20 protein-coding genes are annotated in these 25,610 nt (G+C 67.9%); 14 read left to right on the top strand and 6 right to left on the bottom strand.

Translation table 11 applies throughout. The annotated features are described in order from the left end of the window. Window positions 1-124 precede the first annotated feature (124 nt). From abc-f to H5J31_RS11465, 5 genes are all read right to left on the bottom strand, one after another. Entirely contained in the window at window positions 125-1,744 is a 1,620-nt protein-coding gene (gene abc-f / locus H5J31_RS11485) for a ribosomal protection-like ABC-F family protein (protein WP_181772491.1), read from the bottom strand. Window positions 1,745-1,986: 242 nt separating this feature from the next. Further along, a complete protein-coding gene (locus H5J31_RS11480; protein ID WP_407925041.1) occupies window positions 1,987-3,396 on the bottom strand; it encodes a GH1 family beta-glucosidase in 1,410 nt (469 codons plus the stop codon). After that, window positions 3,393-4,250, bottom strand: a complete 858-nt coding sequence (locus H5J31_RS11475; protein ID WP_181772490.1) for a carbohydrate ABC transporter permease — start codon at window positions 4,248-4,250, stop codon at window positions 3,393-3,395. Before H5J31_RS11475 ends, H5J31_RS11480 begins: the two co-directional genes overlap by 4 nt. Beyond that, complete coding sequence (locus H5J31_RS11470) at window positions 4,247-5,236, bottom strand: carbohydrate ABC transporter permease (protein WP_181772489.1); 990 nt, start codon at window positions 5,234-5,236, stop codon at window positions 4,247-4,249. The genes H5J31_RS11475 and H5J31_RS11470 overlap by 4 nt, the downstream gene beginning before the upstream one ends. Before the next feature lie 3 nt (window positions 5,237-5,239). Further along, window positions 5,240-6,541, bottom strand: a complete 1,302-nt coding sequence (locus tag H5J31_RS11465; RefSeq protein WP_181772488.1) for an ABC transporter substrate-binding protein — start codon at window positions 6,539-6,541, stop codon at window positions 5,240-5,242. 197 nt (window positions 6,542-6,738) lie between these two features. On the opposite strand from H5J31_RS11465, the gene H5J31_RS11460 reads away from it, so the two are divergent. The 13 genes from H5J31_RS11460 to H5J31_RS11400 all read left to right on the top strand — a co-directional run bounded on the left by H5J31_RS11460 (window position 6,739) and on the right by H5J31_RS11400 (window position 24,143). Beyond that, window positions 6,739-7,785 (top strand): LacI family DNA-binding transcriptional regulator, encoded by a 1,047-nt coding sequence (locus tag H5J31_RS11460; protein ID WP_181772487.1) that lies wholly within the window; start codon window positions 6,739-6,741, stop codon window positions 7,783-7,785. A 102-nt stretch (window positions 7,786-7,887) separates the two neighbouring features. Further along, window positions 7,888-8,928 (top strand): LacI family DNA-binding transcriptional regulator, encoded by a 1,041-nt coding sequence (locus tag H5J31_RS11455; protein ID WP_181772486.1) that lies wholly within the window; start codon window positions 7,888-7,890, stop codon window positions 8,926-8,928. Window positions 8,929-9,045: 117 nt separating this feature from the next. Beyond that, complete coding sequence (locus H5J31_RS11450; protein WP_181772513.1) at window positions 9,046-9,984, top strand: ABC transporter substrate-binding protein; 939 nt, start codon at window positions 9,046-9,048, stop codon at window positions 9,982-9,984. A 13-nt stretch (window positions 9,985-9,997) separates the two neighbouring features. Next, window positions 9,998-11,518: a sugar ABC transporter ATP-binding protein gene (locus tag H5J31_RS11445; protein ID WP_181772485.1), complete on the top strand. Its 1,521-nt coding sequence runs from the start codon at window positions 9,998-10,000 to the stop codon at window positions 11,516-11,518. Beyond that, a complete protein-coding gene (locus tag H5J31_RS11440; RefSeq protein WP_181772484.1) occupies window positions 11,515-12,561 on the top strand; it encodes an ABC transporter permease in 1,047 nt (348 codons plus the stop codon). Before H5J31_RS11445 ends, H5J31_RS11440 begins: the two co-directional genes overlap by 4 nt. Continuing rightward, window positions 12,558-13,544, top strand: a complete 987-nt coding sequence (gene yjfF, locus H5J31_RS11435; RefSeq protein ID WP_181772483.1) for a galactofuranose ABC transporter, permease protein YjfF — start codon at window positions 12,558-12,560, stop codon at window positions 13,542-13,544. Before H5J31_RS11440 ends, yjfF begins: the two co-directional genes overlap by 4 nt. A gap of 166 nt (window positions 13,545-13,710) precedes the next feature. Next, on the top strand, window positions 13,711-15,393 hold the full coding sequence (gene araB / locus H5J31_RS11430) for a ribulokinase (RefSeq protein ID WP_181772482.1): 1,683 nt from the start codon (window positions 13,711-13,713) through the stop codon (window positions 15,391-15,393). Next, window positions 15,390-16,076: an L-ribulose-5-phosphate 4-epimerase gene (locus H5J31_RS11425; RefSeq protein WP_181772481.1), complete on the top strand. Its 687-nt coding sequence runs from the start codon at window positions 15,390-15,392 to the stop codon at window positions 16,074-16,076. Before araB ends, H5J31_RS11425 begins: the two co-directional genes overlap by 4 nt. Then, window positions 16,073-17,578: an L-arabinose isomerase gene (araA, locus tag H5J31_RS11420; protein ID WP_181772480.1), complete on the top strand. Its 1,506-nt coding sequence runs from the start codon at window positions 16,073-16,075 to the stop codon at window positions 17,576-17,578. Before H5J31_RS11425 ends, araA begins: the two co-directional genes overlap by 4 nt. Window positions 17,579-17,605: 27 nt before the next feature. Next, on the top strand, window positions 17,606-18,736 hold the full coding sequence (gene chvE, locus H5J31_RS11415; RefSeq protein WP_181772479.1) for a multiple monosaccharide ABC transporter substrate-binding protein: 1,131 nt from the start codon (window positions 17,606-17,608) through the stop codon (window positions 18,734-18,736). A 5-nt stretch (window positions 18,737-18,741) separates the two neighbouring features. Beyond that, on the top strand, window positions 18,742-20,265 hold the full coding sequence (mmsA, locus tag H5J31_RS11410; protein ID WP_181772478.1) for a multiple monosaccharide ABC transporter ATP-binding protein: 1,524 nt from the start codon (window positions 18,742-18,744) through the stop codon (window positions 20,263-20,265). Window positions 20,266-20,268: 3 nt separating this feature from the next. Continuing rightward, window positions 20,269-21,519 (top strand): multiple monosaccharide ABC transporter permease, encoded by a 1,251-nt coding sequence (gene mmsB, locus H5J31_RS11405; protein ID WP_181772477.1) that lies wholly within the window; start codon window positions 20,269-20,271, stop codon window positions 21,517-21,519. 95 nt (window positions 21,520-21,614) lie between these two features. Further along, entirely contained in the window at window positions 21,615-24,143 is a 2,529-nt protein-coding gene (locus H5J31_RS11400) for an alpha-L-arabinofuranosidase C-terminal domain-containing protein (RefSeq protein ID WP_181772476.1), read from the top strand. 187 nt (window positions 24,144-24,330) lie between these two features. Here H5J31_RS11400 and H5J31_RS40205 read toward each other — a convergent pair whose 3' ends face one another. Continuing rightward, window positions 24,331-24,453 (bottom strand): hypothetical protein, encoded by a 123-nt coding sequence (locus H5J31_RS40205; protein ID WP_268879751.1) that lies wholly within the window; start codon window positions 24,451-24,453, stop codon window positions 24,331-24,333. Between H5J31_RS40205 and H5J31_RS11395 the strand changes: the two genes are divergently transcribed. Continuing rightward, window positions 24,442-25,599 (top strand): family 43 glycosylhydrolase, encoded by a 1,158-nt coding sequence (locus H5J31_RS11395; protein WP_236004937.1) that lies wholly within the window; start codon window positions 24,442-24,444, stop codon window positions 25,597-25,599. The two genes, H5J31_RS40205 and H5J31_RS11395, sit on opposite strands and share 12 nt — an antisense overlap. The last annotated feature ends 11 nt before the right edge of the window (window positions 25,600-25,610 follow it).

Below are 25,610 nucleotides of genomic sequence, written 5' to 3'. Positions count from 1 at the left end.
AAGTGGCGTTAGAACGCGACTTACCACCCGCGACCTCCGGAGCCCCCGACGCCCAGCCCCACCAACCTTCAACGTTGCGAAAGTGCCCTTCGCAACACCGGCCGCGGGCAAGCGATCGACCGGCTCAAGCGTCCACGAGCGACCCTCCGGCCAACCGCATCCTCCTGTTTACCTTGATCTCCTTCAGGAACCGCTCATCGTGACTCACCACTACGAAAGCCCCCTGATAAGCCCCCAGCGCGCTCTCCAGCTGCCCGACGCTGACGAGGTCGAGATTGTTCGTCGGCTCATCCAGGAGAAGCAACTGAGGCGCGGGTTCGGCGAAGAGGACGCAAGCGAGCGTCGCGCGCAGCCGCTCGCCTCCCGAGAGCACACCGACGGGAAGCTGACTGCGGGCGCCGCGGAAAAGGAACCGCGCCAGCAAGGTCATCCGTTGCGACTCCGGTAGTCCCGGAGCGAACGTCGCGAAATTCTCGGCGATGGTGCGGTCCAGGTCCAGGAGGTCCAGGCGCTGCGAGAGATACGCGATCCGGCCTTCGGCTCGCTTCACCGTGCCACCACTGGGCTCGAGGTCTCCGTTGAGCACTCGCAGGAGCGTCGACTTCCCGGAGCCGTTGCCGCCGGTGAGCGCGATCCGTTCGGGGCCGCGGATCGTCAGGTCGACGCCGTCGCCTGAGAACACGTTCCGGTCGCCGTAGCGGACCTGGATGTGCTCGCCGTGAAAGACCGTGCGTCCGGCCGGGACGTTCGTACCCGGCAGGATCAGCGCGATCTTGTGGTCGTCGCGCAGCGAGCGCTCGGCCTCGTCGAGACGGCTCTTCGCTTCGCTGACCCGTGCGGCGTGGGTCTCGTTCGCCTTGCCGGCGGATTCCTGGGCGTTGCGTTTCATGGTGCCCGCGAAGATCTTCGGCAGCCCGGCGTTGCCGAGGTTGCGGGTCGCGTTGCCCGCTCGCCGGTCGGCTCGCTCCCGCGCCTGCTGCATCTCCCGCTTCTCGCGTTTGACCTGCTGTTCGGCACTGCGGACGTTGCGTTCGGCGACCTCCTGTTCTGCCTTGACCGCCGCCTCGTACTGGGTGAAGTTCCCGCCGTGGTACCGGAGATCGCCGCGATCGAGTTCGGCGATCCGGTCCATTTTGTCGAGCAGTTCCCGGTCGTGGCTCACCAGCAGGAGGCAGCCGGACCAGTCTTCGAGGACGCCGTAGAGCTTGCGGCGGGCATCCAGGTCGAGGTTGTTGGTCGGTTCGTCAAGGAGGAGGACGTCGGGTCGCTTGAGCAGCTGCGCGGCCAGGCCGAGGGAGATGATCTGCCCACCGCTCAGCGTGCGCAGGCTCCGATCCAGCGCGATGGCGTCGAGGCCGAGCCGGTCGAGCTGGGCGCGAGTGCGTTCCTCGATGTCCCAGTCGTTGCCGATGGTGGTGAAGTGCTCGTCGCTCGCGTCGCCGGACTCGATCGCGTTCAACGCCGCGAGCTGCGGAGCGATGCCCAGGACCTCGGTCACGGTCAGGTCCGCTGTGAGCGGCAGCGACTGCGGCAAGTAGCCGAGGACACCCTGCGCGGACACGGTCCCGGAGAGCGGCCGCAACTCGCCGGCGATCAGTTTGAGGAGTGTGCTCTTGCCCGCCCCGTTGGGCGCGACCAGGCCGGTCCGGCCACCGGGCACGGTGAAGGAAAGGTCGTCGAAGACCGGGGTGTCATCCGGCCAGGAGAAGGACAGGGCGGACACGACGACGAAGGCGTCTGACATGGAGAAGACCTCGCGAAGAATGCGGGCGCCTCAAGGCTGCACCGCGGCGGACGTGGCGTTGAGGGAACGACGACATGGCCACATCGGCGTTTCCCGCCGGTGGCCTGGCAACTCCGGCTCACCCGGAGATGTCGTCTTCACCTGCCACGTCTGGTCTCCCGCATCGTTGATCAGCTGCGCGTCCACCATAACAAAACCGGTCGCGGCCCGCCGGGGGATATCCGGCGGGCCGCGACCGCGGATCAGCTCAGGCCGTTGAGGCTGATCGCCCGTGCGTACCAGAGCGCGCTCTGCTTCGGGGTCCGCCGCTGGGTCGCGTAGTCGACGTGCACGAGGCCGAACCGTTTGGCGTATCCCTCGGCCCACTCGAAGTTGTCGAGCAGCGACCAGTAGAAGTACCCGCGTAGGTCGACGCCCGCCTCGATGGCTTCGTAGGCGGCACGCAGATGCGAGTCGAGGAACGCGATCCGGTCGGTGTCGGCGATGTCGCCGCCGATCATGGTGTCCGGATAGGACGCGCCGTTTTCGGTGATGTACAACGGGATCGGCCGGTATTCCCGGTGGACCTGGAGAAGGCACTCGGTGAGCCGCGAGGGCTGCACCTCCCAGCCGGAGTCGGTGCGCGGCGCCGTCTCGTCGGGCACGAAGTGGACGTCGGGGACGCCGAGCCAGTCGGGTCCCGCCGGTTCGCTGCCGGGCCGGGGCGAACCGGCGACCTGGTAGCCGCGGTAGTAGTTGATGCCCAGCCAGTCGATCGGGGCCGCGATCGTGTCGAGGTCGCCCTCCCGAATCAGCGATTCGATGCCGAGCGGCGCGAGGTCGGTGAGCAGGTCGGCGGGGTAGCGCCCGCGCAGGATCGGGTCGAGGAAGAGCCGGTTCTGCAGGCCGTCGATCCGGCGTGCCGCCTCGGCGTCCACAGTGGACGAAGGATCCGCGGCGGAGACCGGATACAGATTCAAGGTCACGCCCGAGGACGCGGCGGGCGCGTGCCGTCGAAGGACGTCCATCGCGAGGCCGTGGCCCAGCAGCAGATGGTGCGAGGCGGCGACGGCGGCGCGCGGCTCCCGCCGTCCGGGCGCGTGGATCCCGCCCGCGTAACCCAGCATCGCCGCGCACCACGGCTCGTTCAGCGTCGACCAGTTCGCCACCCGGTCGCCCAGATGCGCCACGATCGTTTCGGCGTACTCGGCGAACCGGAACGCGGTCTCGCGCGAAGCCCAGCCGCCCTGGTCTTCCAGCGCCTGAGGGAGATCCCAGTGGTAGAGCGTCGCCCACGGTTCGACGCCGGCTTCGAGGAGCCTGTCGACGAGCCGGTCGTAGAACGCGAGGCCCGCCGGATTCGGCGCGCCGCCGTCGGGCCGGATCCGGGGCCAGGACAGGGAGAACCGGTAGGCGCCGAGCCCGAGCCGACGCATCAGGTCCACGTCTTCGGAGTAGCGGCGGTAGTGGTCGGCACCCGGTTCGCCGGTGTCGCCGCCGACGACGGCACCGGGACGGCGGGCGAAGACGTCCCAGATCGAGTCGGTGCGGCCGTCGGCGTCGGTGGCCCCTTCGACCTGGAAGGCCGCGGTGGCGGCGCCCCACACGAATCCGGGCGGGAACAGCAGCGCGGTCTTCGCCCGGACACTGTCGGGATGAGCGGACATGGTCACCCTTTCACGGCACCTTGCATGATCCCGGCCACGATCTGGCGGCCGAGGAGGAGGAAGACGATGAGGATCGGGATGGTGGCCAGGGTCGTCCCGGCCAGCACCAGCGAGTAGTCGACGTAGTAGCCGCTCTGCAGCTTCTCCAGGGCGAGCTGGACGGTGGGATTGCCGGCGTCCAGCACGACGAGCGGCCAGAGGAAGTCGTTCCATGACGTCATGAACGTGAACATCGCCAGGATCGCCGCCGCCGGGCGGACCGCGGGCAGGCAGACGTTCCAGAAGATCCGGATCATGCTGCAGCCGTCGACCCTGGCCGCCTCGATCAGTTCGTACGGTACCGCGTCCACTGTGTACTGACGCATCCAGAAGACGCCGAACGCGGTCACCAGGTTGGGCACGATCACCGACTGCAGTCCGCCGGCCCAGCCGAACTCGGACATCGCCATGAACAAAGGGATGATGCCGAGCTGGGTCGGGACGGCGAGCGTGATGACGATGAACACGAACAGCCCGTTCCGGCCGCGGAAGCGCAGTTTGGCGAAGGCGAATCCGGCCAGCGACGAGAACAGCACCGTGGTGAGGGTGACCGTGCCGGACACGATCAGGCTGTTCGCGAGCGCCTTCCAGAACGGCACGGTGTCGAACACCCTGGCCGCGTTGGCGAAGAAGTTGCCGCCGGGCAGGAAGGGTGGGACCCGTTCGGTGAGCATCCCGCTGTCCCGGCTGGCCACCAGGAACGACCAGTAGAACGGGAAGAGCGAGCCCAGGACGAAGATCGTCAGCACGATGTAGGTCGCGCGGCGCGGCTTGCCGAGCGCCGAAACGCTCCGCTTGACACTGCTGGTGAGCACGGTCATTTCTTCTTCACCGCCGGAGTCCGGGCGAGCCTGCCGGTGAGGAAGAAGTTCACCAGCGCGATCAGCACGATGATCAGGAACAGCACCCACGCGATGGCCGACGCGTAGCCGAGTTCGTAGTTCTCGAAGGCCGTTTGGTACAGGTAGAGCGTCACGGTCTGGAACTGGTTGGACGAGCCGCCGTTGTTAGACCCGGGCATGGCGTCGAACAGTTTGGGCTCGGTGAAGATCTGCAGCCCGCCGATCGTCGAGGTGATCGTGACGAAGATCAGCGTCGGCTTCAGCAGCGGGAGCGTGATGCCGAAGAACCGGCGAGCGGGGCCCGCCCCGTCGATGAGGGCGGCTTCGTGCAGTTCCTTGGGGATGGCCTGCATCGCCGCCAGCACGATCAGCGCGTTGTAGCCGGTCCAGCGCCAGTTCACCATGATCGCGATCGCGGCGTGGCTGCTGAACCGGCCCGCCTGCCAGTCGACGGGGTCCAGTCCGATGGTCTGCAGCAGGCCGTTGACCAGGCCGTACTTTGGTCCGAACAGGTTCGCGAAGATGATCCCGAGCGCCACCAGGCTGGCGGCGTAGGGGAGCAGGATGCCGACGCGCCACCCGGTCGCCCCGCGCAGCCTGGCGCTGAGCAGGGCCGCCAGCATGACGGCGATGATCAGCTGCGGGACGCTGGAAAGCAGGAAGATGCTGACGGTGTTCTCGAGCGCGTTCCAGAACTGCGTGTCGGCGAACAGCTCCTTGAAGTTGTCCAGTCCGATGAAGTCCGGGGCGTCGTCGCCCGCCTCCCAGCTGAACAGCGACACATACGCCGTGTAGAGCAGCGGGAACAGCCCGACGATCCCGAACACGAGGAAGAACGGGGCGATGTAGAGGTACGGCGAGACCTTGACGTCCCACCGGCTCAGCCGGTGCCGGAGGGTGGGCCGGGGCGACGTGCGCACCCCGGCCTTACTCCCTTCCGGCGCGATCTTGTCGACGACGGTCATCGGTCAGCGCGTGATCTTCTTCGCGGCGTCGAGCAGTTGCGTCCAGCCCTCGTCGGCCGACTTGCCCTGTTCGACGGCCTGCAGTGCCGGGCTCGACGCGTTCTCCTGGATCTGGCCGTCACCCGGGCCCTTGTACTGCGGCTTGGCGACCTTCTTGGCCTGCTCCGCGAACAAATGCCCGACCTTGAGGTCACCGAAGTACGCGTCGGTCTCGCTCAGCAGCGCCGGGTCCTCGAGCGCCTTGACCTGGCTCGGGAAGGTGCCCTTGGCCTGGAACGCCTTGATCTGCTGCTCGGGCGCGGTCAGCCAGGCGGCGAGTTCGGCCGCCTCTTTCGGGTGCTTCGACTGCGTGGGCACGGTCAGGTACGAACCGCCCCAGTTGCCGCCACCACCGGGGAAGGCCGCGGTGACCGCCCACTTGCCGGCGTTCTCCGGGCCGGAGTGCTCCTCGATGACACCGAGCATCCACGCGGGACAGACCTTGGTCGCGAAGGCGCCCTGTTTGAACCCGGAGTTCCACTCGTTGCTGAACGCGGTCAGCTTGGCCGACTGTCCCTTCGCGACGGCCGCGGTCACCTTGGTCCAGGCGTCCTTGATGCCTTGGTTGCCTTCCAGCGCCAGCTTGTCGTCGTTGCCGATGTAGCCGGTGGGCAGCTGGTTGACCATGGCGTTGAAGTTCTGCGACGCCGAGTCGAACCATGCCTTGCCGCCGGTCTTGGAGACGTACTGCTCGCCCGCGGCGAAGTAGCTGTCCCAGGTCGCGAACAGCGGTTTGACCGCTTCGGGGTCGGTCGGCAGGCCGGCGGCCTGCAGCATGTCCTTGCGGTAGCACATGGCCAGCGGGCCGATGTCCGTGCCGTAGCCGATGACCTTGCCGTCCTTGGTCTTCGCCGCGTCGTACTTCCAGCCGAGCCAGCGGTCGGGGGAGGCGTCCGCCGGGCCGATCTTGGGCAGGTCGTTGAACTTCGAGCCCTTGTCGAGGACGTTCGACAGGTGCCCCTCCTCGACCGCGGTGACGTCGGCGAGGCCGGATCCGGCGGCGAGCTTCGTGATCAGATCCTGGTGGTACGGGCCACCCTGTCCGGTCTTGCGGTGGGTGACCTTGATGTTCGGGTGCAGTCGTTCGTACTCGGGAATGAGATTCTCGTAGCCGAATTCGGTGAACGTCGCCAGCGTCAGTTCGATCTTCGCGTTCGGGTCCGACGCGGCGGGTGCCCCGCCGTCGTCACCCCCGCAGGCCGCCACTCCGAACGCCGTCATGGTGATACCCAGTGCCAGCACCAGGCCGTTCCGGATGCTTCTCACGTGTCAAACCCCTTGCCGATGGGTGGGAACGCCGTCGCGTGACCGAAAGTGGGAGCGCTCCCAGAGGATGCGCAGAGTCTGTCGCCGCGCCATGGCCGTGTCAAGGGCTTGTAATAAGAGCGTTTCCATCAGGGGAGCGCTCTCAGTGTTCCGGGCGCGCGGACACTAAGCTGTGGGGGTACGGATGGTGCTGAAGGGTGAAGGTGACGCGGGTGGGGCCTCGACCAGGGGAAGACGACCGGCCGACGTTGGAAGACGTCGCCGCGTCGGCCGGGGTCAGCCGGTCGACGGCTTCCCGCGCGCTCAACGACGACGGCTACGTCAGCGCGCGTTCCCGCGAGAAGGTGCAGGCCGCGGCCCGCGAACTCGGCTACTCCCCGAACCAGGCGGCCCGGTCGCTGGTCACCCGTCGGACCGGCGCGGTCGCGGTCGTGCTGTCCGAGCCGGAGGCGCGGCTGCTCGACGACCCGTACCGCACCGCGGTCATGCGGGCCGGCTACCGCGAGCTGGCCGACATCGGCTGCCAGATGGTGCTGATCTTCAGTGACACCCGTGAGGACCTCGACCGCACGGTGCGCTTCCTCGACGGCGGGCACGTCGACGGCGTGCTGGTGTTCGCGCCGCACCGCACCGACCCGCTGCCCAAGGCGTTGCGGCAGCTGCGGATCCCGGTGGTCTACGGCGGGCAGGCGGCCGGACTCAAACGCGGCGTCCACGTCGTCGACTTCGACAACGAGGGCGGCGCCAAGCTGGCCGTCGCGCATCTGGTCGAGGCGGGTCACCGGCGGATCGCCACGATCGCGGGGCCGCAGGACCAGAGCGCGGCGATCGACCGGCTCTCGGGCTGGCGCAAGACCCTGCTCGACGCCGGATACGACCCGGCGGACCTGGTCGAAGAGGCCGACTTCACCCTCACCGGCGGTGCGAAGGCGATGTCGAACCTGCTTGAACGGCGTCCTGACCTCGACGCCGTCTTCGTGGCCAGCGACATGATGGCCCTCGGCGCACTCCGGACCCTGCATTCGGCCGGACGGCGGATCCCCTCGGACGTCGCCGTCGTCAGCTTCGACGACAACGCGACCCTGGCGCCGGAGATGGATCCGCCGCTGACCTCGGTGCACCAGGACCCGCGCGAGCAGGTCCACGCGATGGTCGAGACGCTGCTGGCGGTCATGGACGACCGGGATCTCAAGCCCCGCCAGCGGATCTTGCCGGTCTCGCTGACCCGTCGCGCGTCGAGCTGAACCCCGGGCGGCCGTGACCCGACTGTGACTCGGGTAGCGCTTGACCCCACTCGTGTTATCGCTAACACTTGCGGCACTCGTCACACGGGATGGAGACAGGCGATGGCGCGCGACACCACCGAAAGCGGCAAAACGGTCGTGTCCTCCGTGGGCAAGCAGGCGAGCCTCACCGACGTCGCCGCGCTCGCGGGTGTCTCGCATATGACGGTCTCCCGAGTCATCAACGGCACCGGCCCGGTGCGCGCCGAGACCCGCGTCCGGGTCAACGCCGCCATCGAAAAGCTCGACTACCGGCCGAATTCGGTCGCCCGAGCCCTGGTCACCGGCCGTTCGGGCACGCTGGGTGTGGTCGCGCTGGAGGCCAACCTCTACGGGCCGGCCAGCACGCTGAGCGGGATCGAGCACGCCGCCCGCGAGGCCGGCTACGCGACGACCATAACGAGTATCAGCCGTCCGGGCCGGTCGTCCATCGCCGACGCGGTGGAGCGGCTGCGGCGACAGGCCGTCGAAGGCATCGTCGTCATCGCCCCGCATGTCACCGCCGGTCGCGCTCTCGAAGCCGCGCCCAGTGACGTCCCGCTGGTGGCGGTCGGCGGTGGGGAAGAGGCGCCGGTGCCGGTCATCTCGGTCGACCAGTACGACGGCGCCCGCCGGGCCACCGAACATCTGCTCGGCCTCGGGCACGAGACCGTCTGGCATGTGGCGGGACCCGAGGACTGGCTGGAGGCGCTCGACCGCGAGCGCGGCTGGCGGGAAACCCTGCAACGGCACGGCGCGCGGATCCCGCCCGTCGTGCGGGGTGACTGGAGCGCGCGTTCCGGGTACGCGGCGGGGCGATCCCTCGTCGGCGAAAAGGGGCTGAACGCGGTATTCGTGGCCAACGACCAGATGGCCCTCGGTTTTCTCCGCGCCTGCACCGAGGCCGGGGTGAACGTGCCGGGGGAGGTGCGGATCGTCGGTTTCGACGACGTCCCCGAGGCGGCCTACTACACGCCTCCGCTGACGACGGTGCGCCAGGACTTCGTCGAAGTCGGCAGGCGCACGTTCGACCTGCTCCGCCGCCGGATGAACGGCGGCGAGGAACGTGCGCGTGACCTGGTGGTCCCCGAGTTGATCGTGCGGGAGAGCACCGGCATCTCGTAGTGCCGGAGCCTGTCCCGGCGCTGTTCCACCAGCAGAGTGTTAACGCTAACTCAAATGATCAGTGCGGATCTAGGAGTCGATGTGGCGAGAAAATCTTTGACGTCGATCGTGGCCGGGATGGCGGGCCTGCTCGTGCTCACCGCCTGCGGCGGTGGCGGCGGAACGGGAGTCGGCGGCGGCGCCATCACCCTCGGTTTCGCCCAGGTCGGCGCGGAAAGCGGCTGGCGGACGGCGAACACGAAGTCCGTCCAGGAGTCCGCGAAGGCGGCCGGGATCGAGCTGAAGTTCTCCGACGCGCAGCAGAAGCAGGAGAACCAGATCACCGCGATCCGGTCCTACATCCAGCAGAAGGTCAAGGTCATCGCCTTCTCGCCGGTCGTCGAATCCGGCTGGGACACCGTGCTCAAGGAGGCGAAGACGGCGAACATCCCGGTCATCCTCACCGACCGCGCCGTCGACTCGCAGGACAAGACGCTCTACAAGACGTTCCTCGGTTCGGACTTCGTCGCCGAGGGCAAGAAGGCCGGCCAGTGGCTGACCAAGGAGTTCGGCTCCGCCGCGGGCGACGTGAACATCGTCGAACTGCAGGGCACCACGGGATCTGCGCCGGCGAACGACCGCAAGAAGGGCTTCGCCGAGGTCATCGCTTCGCAGCCGAAGTACAAGGTCGTCGCGTCGCAGACCGGTGAGTTCACCCGCGCCAAGGGCAAGGAGGTCATGGAGGCCTTCCTGAAGTCCCAGCCCAAGATCGACGTGCTCTACGCGCACAACGACGACATGGCGCTCGGTGCCATCGAAGCGATCGAGGCGGCCGGGAAGGTCCCCGGTAAGGACATCAAGATCGTCTCCGTCGACGGCGTCCGCGACGCGCTGCAGGCACTGGCCGACGGCAGGATCAACCACGTCGTCGAATGCAATCCGCTGCTCGGCCCGCAGCTGATGGACCTGGTGAAGAAGGTCGCCGCCGGTGAGCAGGTGCCGCCGCGTATCGAGACCGCCGAGACCGAATTCGACCAGGCGGCCGCGAAGGCCGCGCTGCCCCAGCGTCAGTACTGACGAAGGCCGGACGATGACAGAGCCCACCGCGCTGCTGCGGATGAGCCATATCCGGAAGGAATTCCCGGGTGTGGTCGCCCTCGACGACGTCTCCTTCCGGATGTTCCCCGGCGAGGTGCACGCGCTGATGGGCGAGAACGGCGCCGGGAAGTCCACCTTGATCAAGGTGCTCACCGGTGTGTACGGGGTGGACGCCGGAACGATCGAACTCGCCGGGAACCCGGTCGCGTTCAGCGGCCCGGGCGAGGCGCAGCGTTCCGGCGTCAGCACCGTGTACCAGGAAGTGAACCTCTGCCCGAATCTGTCGGTGGCGGAGAACATCTGCCTCGGCAAGGAGCCGCGACGGCGCGGCCGCATCGACTGGCGCGAGATGCGCCGCCGGGCGGCCGCGCTGCTGGCCAGGCTGGACGTCGAAGTCGACGTCTCGGCCGAACTGGGCGGCTGTTCGATCGCGGTACAGCAACTGGTCGCGATCGCGAGGGCGCTCGACGTCGACGCGCGTGTCCTGGTCCTCGACGAACCGACGTCCAGTTTGGACACCGGAGAGGTCGAGCAGCTGCTGAAAGTGGTGCGGGCACTGCGAGGGGAGGGGATGGCGATCCTGTTCGTCTCCCACTTCATCGAGCAGGTCTTCGCCGTCGCGGACCGGATGACGGTACTGCGCAACGGGAAGCTCATCGGCGAGTACCGCACCGAGGAGATCACGCCGGTCGATCTGGTGACCAGGATGATCGGCAAGGAACTCGCCGCGCTCGAAGACATCGAGGAGGCGGGTCACAGCCGGTCCGAGGTCGACGGCGCGCCGGTGTTCCTCGAAGCGGACGAGGTCGGCCGCAAGGGCGGTGTCGCTCCGTTCTCGCTCGACATCCGCGAAGGCGAGGTCGTCGGGCTGGCCGGGCTACTCGGATCCGGCCGGACCGAACTGGCGCGGTTGCTCTTCGGTGCCGATCACTCGGACAGCGGTTCGGTGCGGATCAACGGAGAGCAGGTGTCGCTGAAGACACCGCGGACCGGACTCGACCAGCGCATCGCGTTCTGCTCGGAGAACCGCAAGACCGAAGGCCTCGTCGAGGAACTCACCGTGCGGGAGAACATCGTGCTCGCGCTGCAGGCGTCGCGGGGCTGGGCGAGGCCGATCCCGCGGCGGCGCCAGGACGAGATCGCCGCTCGCTACATCAGGACGCTCGACATCCGGCCCGCGAATCCCGAGGCGAAGGTCGGTGACCTGAGCGGCGGCAACCAGCAGAAGGTGCTGCTCGCGCGCTGGCTCATCACCGAACCGCGGCTGCTGATCCTCGACGAGCCCACCAGGGGCATCGACATCGGCGCCAAGACGGAGATCCAGCGGCTGGTGACGCGGCTGTCGAATGAGGGGATGGCGGTGGTGTTCATCTCCGCCGAACTCGAGGAAGTGCTCCGGCTGAGTCACCGCGTCGTCGTGCTGCGCGACCGCGCGGTGGTCGCGGTGCTGGACAACGACTCCCTGACCGCGGACCAGGTCATGACGACGATGGCGGAAGGGGTCGGCCGATGACCCGCTTGTCCAAGCACCGGTTGTTCTGGCCCGTCCTGGCGTTGCTGGCCTTGCTGCTCGGCGACCTCATCGCACAGCCGTCGTTCTTCGCCGTCGAACTGCGCGACGGGCACCTCTACGGGAACCTGATCGACATCCTGAAGAACGGGGCGCCGCTGATCCTCATCGCGATCGGCATGACCCTGGTGGTGGCGACGCGGGGGATCGACCTCTCCGTCGGCGCCGTGGTCGCGATCAGCGGCGCGCTGGCCTGCCTGCACATCAGCGGGCTCGGTGACCAGAACGGCCTCGGCGGGACACTCGCCGCTGTCGGGATGGCCCTCGGCCTGGCCGTCGCGCTCGGCGCGTGGAACGGCTGGCTCGTGGCGGTGCTCGGTATCCAGCCGATCATCGCGACGCTGATCCTGATGGTGGCCGGACGCGGGATCGCCCAGCTGATCACCGGCGGCCAGATAATCACGATCAACTCGCATCCCTACGAATGGATCGGCAGCGGGTTCACCTTCGGGCTGCCGAGCGCGATCCTCATCGCGCTGGCGGTGTTCGCCATCGCCGCGGTGCTGGTCCGCCGGTCCGCGCTGGGCCTGCTGGTCGAATCCGTGGGTGGCAACCCGGAGGCGGGCAGGCTCGCCGGCCTCCGCTCGGCCCGGCTGATCTGGCTCACCTACGTGTTCTGCGCGCTCTGCGCCGGGATCGCCGGGCTGATGATCAGCGCGAACGTGCACAGCGCCGACGGCAACAACGCCGGGCAGTTCATCGAACTCGACGCGATCCTCGCGGTCGTCATCGGCGGCACCCAGCTGACCGGCGGCCGGTTCTCGCTCACCGGTTCGGTGATCGGCGCGCTGCTCATCCAGACGCTGACGACGACGGTCTACGCGCTGGGCATCGCGCCGCAGGCGATCATGCTGTTCAAGGCGCTGGTCGTGCTGGCGGTCTGCCTGCTGCAGTCGCCCGCCTTCCGCAAGAAGCTCGCGAGACGGCGGAAGTCCGCCCCGCCGTCACCCGTCGTCCGGCCGGAGAAGGTGGAGGCAAGGGTATGACCACCGTGCTCGCCCGCGTCAAGGGCTACCGGCCTCGCCAACGGCATCTGCCGATCCTGGCGACGATGGCCATGCTCATCGGTGCGTACCTCTTCGGCGCGTCGAGCTACACGGCCTTCGGTTCCGGCCAGGTCGTCCTCGACCTGTTCATCAACAACGCCTTCCTGCTGGTGGTCGCCGTCGGGATGACGTTCGTGATCCTCACCGGCGGGATCGACCTCTCGGTCGGTTCCGTGGTCGCACTGTCCACGGTGGTCTCGGCCGATCTGCTGCAGAACCAGGGCTGGCCGGTGTTCGCGGTGATCCCGGCGGTGCTCGCGATCGGGGCCGCGCTCGGGTTCGGGATGGGCGTGCTGATCCAGGTCTTCGAGATCCAGCCGTTCATCGCGACCCTGATCGGGATGTTCTTCGCCAGGGGGCTCTGCTACACGATCAGCACCCAGGCGTACTCGATCGACGATTCGACCGTCGCGACCCTCGCGCAGACGCAGATCCCGCTCGGCGGTGAACTGCACGTCTCGATCGGTGTGGTCGTCGCGTTCGTGGTGGTCGCCGTCGCCGCGTATGTCCTTTATGGAACGCGATTCGGGCGGACGGTCTACGCGATCGGCGGAAACCCGAAGTCCGCGCTGCTGATGGGTCTGAACGTGGGCCGCACCAGGATCGCGGTCTACACGCTCAGCGGGTTCTGCTCCGCGCTCGGCGGGCTGCTCCTGGTGCTGTACAAGTCTTCCGGCGACCCGCTCAACGGCGTCGGGCTGGAACTGACCGCGATCGCGGCCGTCGTCATCGGCGGCACGCTGCTGACCGGCGGCTCCGGCTACGTTCTCGGCACCGTGCTCGGGATCATGGTGCTGGGCATCATCCAGACCCTGATCACCTTCGACGGCACGCTCAACTCCTGGTGGACCTCGATCATCACCGGGGCGCTGCTGTTCGCCTTCATCGTCCTGCAACGGCTCGCCGGCAGGCGCGCCACTTAAGGAGGGTGAGGAAAGGTGTGTGTCTCATGCGGACCCCCGGAGCCCGGCCTCAGGGGAGGTGTTGCGAAAGCCACTTTCGCAACCTTCAACGTTGCGAAAGTGGCTTTCGCAACACCAACGGTGGCTTCCGGCCAGAAATGTGAACGCTAACATCGCGGGAGAAGAAGTGAGTACAGGGGAACCGCTGGTCGTCGGCGTCGACTTCGGGACGCTGTCCGGCCGGGCCGTCGTGGTCCGGGTCCGCGACGGCGCGGAACTGGGCAGCGCGGTGTCGGAGTACCACCACGGCGTGATCGACCGGATCCTGCCGGAGACCGGCCGCGGCCTGCCGCCGGACTGGGCGTTGCAGGTCCCGTCGGATTACGTCGACGTCCTCCGCGTCGCCGTGCCGGAGGCGATCCGGGCGGCCGGGGTGGATCCCGCCGACGTCGTCGGCATCGGGACCGACTTCACCGCCTGCACGATGGTGCCGACGACGGGCCAGGGCACCCCGCTGTGCGAACTGCCCGAGTTCGCCGGTGAGCCGCATGCCTACGTGAAGCTGTGGCGGCACCATTCCGCGCAGCCGCAGGCCGACCGGATCAACGCGCTCGCGAAGGAGCGCGGCGAATCCTGGCTGCCGCGTTACGGCGGGCTCATCTCCTCGGAGTGGGAGTTCGCCAAGGCGCTGGAGATCTTCGAAGAGGCACCCGAGGTGTACGCGCGGATGCGGCACTGGGTGGAACTCGCCGACTGGATCGTCTGGCGGCTCACCGGCACCTACGTCCGCAACGCCTGCACGGCCGGGTACAAGGGGATCCTCCAGGACGGCCGGTACCCGGGCGTCGGGTTCCTGGAGGCGCTGGCCCCCGGTTTCGGATCCTTTGTGGACGAGAAGCTCGCGCACCCGCTGGGCGCGCTCGGCGACAAGGCGGGCACCTTGAGCGCCGAGGCCGCCGGATGGACCGGGCTGCGAGAGGGGATCGCGGTCGCGGTCGGCAACGTCGACGCGCATGTCACCGCGCCCGCCGTCCAGGCTGTCGAGCCCGGGCAGATGGTCGCGATCATGGGCACCTCCACCTGCCACGTGATGAACGGCGCCGAACTGCGCGAGGTGCCGGGGATGTGCGGCGTCGTCGACGGCGGAATCGTGGCAGGGCAGTGGGGTTACGAAGCCGGGCAGAGCGGTGTCGGCGACATCTTCGCCTGGTTCGTCGAACACGGCGTCCCTTCGTCCTATGTGGACGACGCGCGCGAGGCGGGCGTCACCGTCCACGAACTGCTCACCCGGCTCGCCGCGGCGCAGGAGATCGGCGAACACGGCCTGATCGCACTGGACTGGCACAGCGGGAACCGGTCGGTACTCGTCGACCACGAGCTTTCCGGGGTCGTCGTCGGGCAGACGCTCGCGACGCGTGCCGAGGACACCTACCGGGCGCTGCTGGAGGCGACCGCGTTCGGCACCAGGACGATCGTCGAGACCTTCGAACGCGCGGGTGTCCCCGTCACCGAACTCATCGTGGCGGGCGGCCTGGTCAAGAACGCGCTCCTGATGCAGATCTACGCCGACGTCACGAACCTGCCGCTTTCGGTGGCCGGTTCGGCGCAGAGTCCCGCGCTGGGATCGGCGATCCATGCCGCGGTCGCCGCCGGAGCGCATCCGGACGTCCCGGCCGCGGCCGTCGCGATGGGCTCTGTCCGCCGCGCGGTCTACCGGCCGATCGCGGAGAACGTCAAGGCCTACGACGACCTCTACACCGAGTACGCCGCGCTGCACGACTACTTCGGCCGCGGCGCCAACGACGTCATGCACCGTCTCGCCGCCCGCCGTCGCGCGGCCGCGTCCGTCCGGAAAGGACAGCACCGATGAGCCTGGCCGCCGAGATCACGGACACGTTCGAAGAACTGCGGGACACGGTCGCCCGGCTCCACAGTGAACTGACCCGGTACGAACTGGTCATCTGGACCGCGGGCAACGTCTCCGCCAGGGTCCCGGGCCACGACCTGATGGTGATCAAGCCGTCCGGGGTGTCCTACGACGCGCTGACCGCCGACACGATGGTCGTCACCGACCTGTACGGCGAGGTCGTTTACGGTGACCTCGCGCCGTCGTCGGACACCGCAGCGCACGCCTACGTCTACCGGCACATGCCGGAGGTCGGCGGCGTCGTCCACACGCATTCGACGTACGCCACCGCGTGGGCGGCCCGCGGCGAGTCGATCCCGTGCGTGCTCACGATGATCGCCGACGAGTTCGGCGGCGAGATCCCGGTCGGCCCGTTCGCGCTGATCGGCGACGACTCGATCGGGCGGGGCATCGTCGAGACGCTCCGATCGAGCCGTTCACCCGCCGTGTTGATGCGCAACCACGGCCCGTTCACCGTCGGCCGCACCGCCCGGGACGCCGTCAAGGCCGCGGTCATGGTCGAGGACGTCGCCAGGACCGTCCACATCGCCTCCGCGCTGGGCAAACCGGAGCCACTGTCCGAACAGGACGTCGACCGGCTCTACGCGCGCTACCAGGACGTCTACGGCCAGCAGGGAGAGAAGTGAGCACGCAGCGGAAGACCGAGGTCTGGTTCCTCACCGGAAGCCAGGCGCTCTACGGCGAAGAGACCCTCGAACAGGTCGCGGGTCAGTCGTTGCAGATCCAGCGGATGCTGGCCGACACCGGCCGGATCTCGGCCGGGATCGTGGCGAAAACCGTGCTCACCGAGCCGTCGGCGATCCGGCGGGTCATGCTCGACGCGAACGCGGACGACGCCTGTGTCGGCGTGATCGCGTGGATGCACACGTTCTCGCCGGCCAAGATGTGGATCACCGGGCTGGACGTACTGCGGAAACCGTTGCTGCACCTGCACACCCAGCTCAACGAGGCCCTGCCGTGGCAGTCCATCGACATGGACTTCATGAACCTGAACCAGGCCGCGCACGGCGACCGCGAGTTCGGGTACATCCAGACCCGGCTCGGTGTCCCGCGCAAGACCATCGCCGGGCACGCGGCCGATCCGGCGGTGGCGGAGCGGGTCGACGCGTGGGTGCGCGCGGCCGTCGGGCGTCAGACGATCGGCTCGCTGAAGCTCGCCCGGTTCGGCGACAACATGCGCGACGTCGCGGTCACCGACGGGGACAAGGTCGAGGCGGAACTGAAGTTCGGCGTCTCGGTGAACACCTACGGCGTCAACGAGCTCGTCTCGCTGGTCGACGCGGTGCCGGACGCGGAGATCGACGTGCTGGTCGAGGAGTACGCCGACTCGTACGCACTCGCGCCGGGGCTGGCCAAGGGCGGCGAGCGGCACAAATCGCTGCGATACGCGGCGCGGATCGAGCAGGGCCTGCGTACCTTCCTGACGCGCGGCGGGTTCGGCGCCTTCACCACGAACTTCGAGGACCTCGGCGGGCTTCGTCAGCTTCCCGGGCTCGCCGTGCAGCGGCTCATGGCCGACGGCTACGGCTTCGGCGGCGAAGGGGACTGGAAGACGTCCGCACTGCTGACCGCGGTGAAGGCGATGGGCCGCGACTCCGAGCGCGGAACGTCCTTCATGGAGGATTACACCTACCACTTCGGCCCCGGCGAACCGAAGATCCTCGGCGCGCACATGCTCGAAGTCTGCCCGAGCATCGCCGCCGCCCGGCCGTCGTGCGAGATCCACCCGCTCGGCATCGGCGGCCGTGAGGATCCGGTCCGGCTGGTGTTCGACGCGGCCCCCGGTGACGCCGTGGTGATCGGCATGGCCGACCTCGGCGACCGGTTCCGCCTGGTGGCCAACGAGGTCGAGGTCGTCGCACCGGACGAGCCGCTGCCGAACCTGCCCGTGGCGCGCGCGGTGTGGAAGCCGGCGCCGTCGCTGGCCACGTCCGCCGAAGCGTGGATCACCGCGGGCGGGCCGCACCACACCGTGCTCACCCAGGCCGTCGGCGCGGAGACCATCCGCGATTTCGCCACCATGCTCGACGTCGAACTGCTGGTGATCGACGGCGAGACGACGCCCGCGTCGATCGCGGACCGGATGCGCTGGAACCAGGCGTACTACCGGCTCGCACAAGGTTTCTGAGCGGTCCCCACCGGAGGAGAAGGAACAATGAAGTTCACCAAACTGGCCACCTTGGCCATGGCGATCGGCGTCGGCGCGGCGCTGACCGCCTGCGGTTCGAGTACCAAGATGGGAGAGCAGCAGCCGGCGGCGGGCGGTGGTGCCGCGGGCGGCCTCGTCGGCGTCACGATGCCGACCAAATCGTCGGAGCGCTGGATCCACGACGGCGACAACATCAAGGCGGCGCTGGAGAAGCTGGGTTACCAGGTCGACCTGCAGTACGCCGAGGACGACATCCCCACCCAGGTCAACCAGATCGAGAACCAGATCACCAAGGGCGCGAAGCTGCTGGTGATCGCCTCGATCGACGGCACGGCCATCACCACGCAGCTGCAGGAGGCCGCGGACAAGAAGATCCCGGTCATCGCCTACGACCGGCTGATCCGCAACACCCCGAACGTCGACTACTACGCGACCTTCGACAACTTCAAGGTCGGTGTGCAGCAGGCGACTTCGCTGCTCACCGGGCTCAAGGTGGTCAAGGAGGACGGCTCGCCGGGCGAGGCCAAGGGGCCGTTCAACGTCGAACTGTTCGCCGGTTCCCCGGACGACAACAACGCGACGTTCTTCTTCAACGGCGCCATGTCGGTGCTGAAGCCGTACCTGGACAACGGGACGCTGGTCGTCAAGAGCGGCCAGACCGCGTTCAACGTCGCGGCGATCCTGCGCTGGCAGGCGGCGACCGCCCAGCGGCGCATGGAAGACCTGCTGACCAAGACCTACAGCTCCGGCGCCAAGGTGCAGGGCGTGCTCTCGCCGTACGACGGCCTTTCCATCGGCATCCTTTCGGCACTCAAGAGCAACGGCTACGGCACGCCGGGTCAGCCGTACCCGGTCGTCACCGGCCAGGACGCCGAGGTCGCGTCGGTGAAGTCCATCATCGCCGACGAGCAGTACTCGACGATCTTCAAGGACACCCGCAAGCTCGCCGAGACCACGGTGAAGATGGCCGACGCGGTACTCAAGGGCGGCAAGGCCGAGACCAACAACACCACGGACTACGACAACGGGCAGAAGGTCGTCCCGGCGTTCCTGCTGGAGTCGGTGATCCTGAACAAGGGGAACTACCAGAAGGAACTCATCGACTCGGGCTACTACAAAGCGGAACAGCTGAGGTAGTCGACGTGACCGACGAAATCCTTCGGATGCGGGGGATCACCAAATCCTTCCCCGGGGTCAAGGCGCTGCAGGACGTGAACCTGTCGGTGCGGCGGGGCGAGATCCACGCGATCTGCGGCGAGAACGGTGCGGGCAAGTCCACGCTGATGAAGGTGCTCTCGGGCGTCTACGCGCACGGCTCGTACGACGGCGAGATCGTCTTCGACGGCGAGCCGTGCGCGTTCTCCGCGATCCGCGACAGCGAACGCCGCGGCATCGTGATCATCCATCAGGAACTCGCCCTCTGCCAGCAGCTGTCCATCGCGGAGAACATCTTCCTGGGCAACGAGAAGGCCCGCGGCGGCCTGATCGACTGGAACCGGACCAACCAGCAGGCCGGCGAGCTCATGCGGCGCGTCGGCCTGCGGGAGAACCCGGTGACGCCGGTGCTCGACATCGGTGTCGGCAAACAACAACTGGTCGAGATCGCCAAAGCACTGTCCAAAGAGGTCAGACTGCTGATCCTCGACGAGCCGACCGCCGCGCTCAACGACGACGATTCCGCGCATCTGCTCGATCTGCTGCGCGGCCTGCGGGACGACGGCGTCACCTGCGTCCTGATCTCGCACAAGCTCAACGAGATCGCCGCGATCGCCGACTCGATCACCATCCTGCGCGACGGCAGGACGATCGAAACGCTGGACGCGGCCGAGGTCACCGAAGACCGGATCATCGCCGGGATGGTCGGGCGGAAGCTCGAGAACCGCTTCCCGCCCAGGGAACCGCGGATCGGCGACGAGGTTCTCCGGATCGAGGACTGGACCGTCCACAGCCCCACCCAGCACGGCCGGGTCGTCGTCGACGGGGCGAGCCTGACCCTGCGACGCGGTGAGATCGTCGGCCTGGCGGGCCTGATGGGCGCCGGGCGGACCGAACTCGCGATGAGCGTGTTCGGCCGCTCCTACGGCAAGGACATCTCCGGGCGCCTCCTCAAGGACGGCAAGGAGATCGAGGCCCGCACGGTCGGCGAGGCCGTCGGGCACGGGCTCGCCTACGCCACCGAAGACCGCAAGCGGTACGGCCTCAACCTCATCGAGGACATCCAGCGCAACGTCTCCGGCGCCGCACTCGGCAAGCTCGCCCGCCGCGGCTGGGTGGACGAGAACGAGGAACACCGCGTCGCCGAGGAATTCCGCAGGAGCATGAACATCAAGGCCCCGGACGTGAAGAGCGTGACCGGCACGCTGTCCGGCGGCAACCAGCAGAAGGTCGTGCTGTCCAAGTGGATCCTGACCGATCCGGACGTGCTGATCCTCGACGAGCCGACGCGCGGCATCGACGTCGGCGCGAAGTACGAGATCTACACCATCATCAATCGCCTCGCCGACGAGGGGAAGGCCGTCCTGGTCATCTCGTCCGAGCTGCCGGAGCTGATCGGGCTGTGCGACCGGATCTACGCGTTGTCGGCGGGCCGGATCACCGGTGAGGTCGGCCGGGCCGAGGCGACGCAGGAGGTCCTCATGCGCGCGATGACCAGGGAACAGGAGTAAGTCATGAGCACCGCCTCCGCAGACACGATCACCGGTGTCCCGGACGAGAAGGGATCCCCGCCGGCCAGGGCGCCGCGCCGGATCTCGTTCAACCCGCGCCAGAGCGGCATCTACGTCGCGTTCGCGCTGATCGTCGTACTGTTCTCGATCCTCACCGGCGGCGCGCTGCTGGAACCGCAGAACATCTCGAACCTGATCGTGCAGAACTCGTACGTGCTGATCCTCGCGATCGGCATGATCCTGATCATCATCGCCGGGCACATCGACCTGTCGGCCGGGTCCGTGGTGGCGCTGACCGGCGCGATCTCGGCCGTGCTGATGGTGAACGTCGGCATGGCGTGGCCGCTGGCGCTGCTCGTCACGCTGGCCGCCGGCGCCGTGATCGGCGCCTGGCAGGGGTATTGGGTCGCCTACTTCGGCATCCCCGCGTTCATCGTGACGCTGGCGGGGATGCTGGTGTTCCGCGCGCTCACCCTGACCGTGCTGGGGAACCAGGGGATCGGCCCGTTCCCGGATCCGGTCCGGACGCTGGCGAACGGCTTCACCGGCGGCTACCTCGGCAACATCGGCCTCGGCCCGCTCGGCGGCGCCGACCTGGTCAGCCTGCTCGTCGGGGTGCTGGCCATCGGCGGCGCCGTCTTCACCCAGTGGCGTAAGCGCACGGCCCGGCTCAACTACCTCCAAGAGGTCGACCCGCTGCCGATGTTCCTGCTGAAGATCGCCGCGGCGGCCGTCGTCGTGCTGTTCGTGGTGGTCCAGCTGGCGCGGTACAAGAACCTGCCGTGGGTGCTGATCCTGCTTTCGGTGCTGGTGATCGGGTATTCGCTGGTGACGACGCGGGCGGTGTTCGGCCGTCATATCTACGCGATCGGCGGGAACCTCCAAGCGGCGACGCTGTCCGGCGTGAAGGTCAAGGCGGTGACGTTCTGGATCTTCGTCAACATGGGCGTGCTCTCCGCGCTCGCCGGGATCATCGTGGCCGGACGGCTCAACCAGGCCGGGCCGACCGCGGGCAACATGTTCGAACTCGACGCGATCGCCGCGGCGTTCATCGGTGGCGCCGCGGTCCAGGGCGGGGTCGGCAAGGTGGTCGGCGCGATCACCGGCGGCCTGATCATGGGCGTGATCAACAACGGCATGTCCCTCATCGGCGCCCCGACCGAGAGCGTGAACCTGGTCAAGGGATTCGTGCTGCTCGCCGCCGTCGCCTACGACGTCTGGACCAAACGGCGGTCCCGCGTCACGGGGTCGTGAGTGGCGATTCGGGTTCTAACCCGAATCGCCACTCACGACCAGCCCGACCCACACCTCACCCCGGCTCTCCTCGCAACGTCGCGAAAGGAAGTGCTGTGCGCAGCAGGTTCGTCCGGATCAGTGTGCTGTCCCTGACCATCGCCGCCGGTGTCCTCGTGCCCGTCCCAGCTTCGGGCCAGACACCGGTGACCGACTACACCCTCGCCGTGGACGCGGCGGGGCGTGGTGCCACGATCGACCGTTCGATGTACGGCGTCTTCTTCGAGGACATCAACCGTGCCGCGGACGGCGGGCTTTACGCCGAACTCGTGCAGAACCGGTCGTTCGAGTACGACAAGGCCGACAACGCGTCGTACACCTCGCTGACGTCGTGGGCACCCACGTCGCTCGGTGGGGGAACGGGCACGGTCGCGGTCGCCGACGACGATCAGCGGCTCAACGAACGGAACCGGCGTTACCTGCGGCTCGGCCTTTCCAGCGGTGAATACGGTGTCGCCAATTCCGGCTACAACTCCGGGATCCGGGTCGAAAAGGGGAAGCAGTACGACTTCTCGGTGTTCGCCCGGACCGATCGGACGGCGACGCCGCTCACCGTGGCCGTCACCGATCCGGCCGGGAAGGCGCTGGCCGATCCGCTGCGCGTGCAGGTCCGGGGCGACGGCTGGGTGAAGTACAGCGGCACCGTCCGGGCGCGGGAGTCGAGCGCGCTGGGCAGGCTCGCGCTCACCGCCTCCGGCGGCGGGACCCTGCGGCTGGACATGGTGTCGTTGTTCCCGCGCGACACCTACCAGGGCAGGCCCAACGGGATGCGGGCCGACCTCGCGGACAGGATCGCCGCGCTCAAGCCCGGTTTCGTCCGGTTCCCCGGCGGCTGCCTCGTCAACACCGGCAGCCACCAGGGTTACGAGGCGCCGAACTGGGAACGGAAGCGTTCGTACCAGTGGAAGGACACGATCGGCCCGGTCGAGCAGCGGGCCACCAACGCGAACTTCTGGGGCTACAACCAGTCCTACGGCATCGGCTACTACGAATACTTCCAGTTCTCCGAAGACATCGGCGCGATGCCGCTGCCGGTGGTGCCCGCACTGGTCACCGGCTGCGGGCAGAACCGGGCGACCGACGATCCCGCGTTGCTGCGGCGGCACATCCAGGACACGCTCGACCTCATCGAGTTCGCCAACGGCCCGGTCACCTCGACGTGGGGCAGGAAGCGGGCCGAGATGGGGCATCCGGCGCCGTTCAACCTGACGCATCTCGGTGTCGGCAACGAGGAGAACCTGCCGAACGAGTTCTTCGCCCGCTTCACCGAGTTCCGCGAGGCGATCGCGGCGAAGTACCCGGGGATCACGGTGATCAGCAACTCCGGGCCCGACGACACCGGGACGACGTTCGACCGGCTGTGGCAGCTGAACCGCGACGCGAAGGTCGCGATGGTCGACGAGCACTACTACAACAGCCCGCAGTGGTTCCTGCAGAACAACCAGCGTTACGACAGCTACGACCGCAACGGCCCCAAGGTTTTCCTCGGTGAGTACGCCTCGCTGGACAACAAGTTCGGCAACGCGCTCGCCGAAGCCTCCTACATGACCGGTCTGGAGCGGAACGCCGACGTCGTCAAGCTGGCGTCGTACGCGCCGCTGCTGGCGAACACCGACTCCGTGCAATGGCGGCCGGACATGATCTGGTTCGACAACCAGCGCTCGTGGGGTTCGGCCAGTTACGAGACACAGAAGCTGTTCATGACCAACGTCGGTGACCACGTGGTGCCGAGCAAGGCGTCCTCGACGCCGGCGACGGTGGCGCCGATCTCGGGCGCGATCGGACTGTCCACCTGGGCCACGAGCGCCGCCTACGACGACGTCAAGGTCACCGGAGCCGACGGGACGCAGCTGTTCTCGGACGACTTCTCCGGTGACGATTCTCGCTGGACGAAGGTGGCCGGCCGCGGTTCGTGGACGGTGTCGAACGGCGCCTACGTCCAGTCCGACCAGGCCGCCGAGAACACCTTGGTGACCGCAGGCGATCCGTCGTGGAGCAACTACGACTTCTCGGTGAAGGCGACCAAGACGGCGGGCAAGGAAGGGTTCCTGGTCGCGTTCGGCGTCAAGGACACCGGCAACAACTACTGGTGGAACCTCGGCGGCTGGAACAACACCGTCTCCGCGGTCGAGAAGACCGAGGGAGGCGGCAAGCAGACCCTGGTGCAGAACGACACCCGCATCGAGACCGGCAAGCAGTACGACCTGCGGGTCGAGGTCCGGGGCCGCCAGGTGACGCTGTACCTCGACGGGCGGAAGTGGGGTGCCTTTACCGACGACAAGGTCGCCGAGCCGTTCCGCCAGGTCGTCACGCGCGACGTCAAGACCGGCGAACTCCTGGTCAAGGTGGTCAACGCGCAGAACTCGGCCGCCCGCACCCGGGTCGACCTCGGGACCCACGTCCAGCCTGGCTCCACGGCCCGCGTGACGACGCTGCAGGGCTCGCCCGACGACGTCAATACCGCTTTCGTGACACCGATCGCGCCACGAGAGTCGCGGTTCTCCGGCGTGGCGAACGCCTTCGGCTACACGTTCCCACCGAACTCCGTGACCTTCCTGCGCTTCCCGGCCCGAGTGAAGGGATGACCATGTCGATCGACCGACGCGACCTGTTCAGAGCCGGCGGCGGCTTGCTGGCCGTAGGTGCCCTGGGCACCTTGCCCCAGGCTTCGGCTCAGGCCGCCGAAGCTCCGTCCACACCGTTGACCACGAGGAATCCGCTGGTCGAGCAGCGGGCCGACCCGTTCATCACCCGGCCGGTCGACGGGATGTACTACCTGACCGGGTCGGTGCCCGAGTACGACCGCATCGTCGTGCGCGGCGCTTCGACGATCGACGGCCTGGCCACGGCCAGGGAGAAGACGATCTGGCGGCGTCCGGCAGGATGGGCGGCCACATCTGGGCGCCCGAACTGCATCGCATCGACGGCCGCTGGTACGTCTACTTCGCGGCGGGCGATTCGGACAACGTGTTCCGCATCCGGACGTACGTGCTCGAGTCGGCGTCGGACGACCCGCGCGCGGACACCTGGGTGCCGCGTGGGCAGATGGTGACCGAATGGGACACCTTCACGCTCGACTCGACGACGTTCGAGCACCGTGGCAAGCGATACTTCGCGTGGGCCCAGAGCGAGCCGGGGATCGAGACCAACAGCAATCTCTACCTGGCCGAGATGGCCTCGCCGCTCGCGCTCAAGGGTGATCCCGTGCGGCTCGCCGTGCCGACGCTGCCCTGGGAGATCCAGGGTTTCAAGGTCAACGAGGGGCCCGCGGTGCTCGTCCGCAACGGCCGGGTGTTCATGACCTACTCGGCGAGCGCCACCGATTCCCGGTACTGCATGGGACTGCTGACCGCGGACGAGCGTTCGGACCTGCTCGACCCGCGCTCATGGACGAAGTCACCGCAGCCGGTGTTCACCACGAACGAAGCGACGCGGCAGTACGGTCCGGGGCACAACTCGTTCACCGTGGCGGAGGACGGCCGGACGGACGTTCTCGTCTACCACGCCCGCGACTACCGCGACATCACCGGCGATCCGCTGTACGACCCGAACCGGCACACCAGGGTCCAGAAGCTGTACTGGAACGACGACGGCACCCCGGGTTTCGGCGTGCCGGTGGGCAAGGGCGGGCCGTGCGTCCGGCTGTCCCCTTTGGACGCTCCGGCGTTGTACGTGCGGCACTACGAATACCGGCTGACGGCGGACGGAAACATTCGGGAACTCGCCGACTCGCAGTTCCGTGTCGTGGCGGGTTTCCGCGGGGCAGGCACCGTCGCGCTGCAGTCGGTGAACTTCCCGGACCGATACGTCCGGGTGGTGGACGGCGCGACGGTACGGATCGATCCGTACGACGAGAGCGACGCGTACGGCCGGGCGGCGAGCTTCACCCAGGTGCCGGGCTTGTCCGACAGGCAGGCGGTGTCCTTGCGCCTCCTGGGTGACCCTGCCACCTATTTGGCCCACGACAATGGAAGGATCTTGCCCTTCCGTCCCGGTGCCGGGGTACGAGATCGTCAACGGGTCAGCTTCCGGCTCAGCTGAACTCTCTGGGA

The organism is Amycolatopsis pittospori (assembly GCF_013870525.1).
Classification (GTDB): Bacteria; Actinomycetota; Actinomycetes; order Mycobacteriales; family Pseudonocardiaceae; genus Amycolatopsis; species Amycolatopsis pittospori.
The sequence above is the reverse complement of the archived record's forward strand: the minus strand, read 5'-3'. Positions and strand labels throughout refer to the sequence as shown.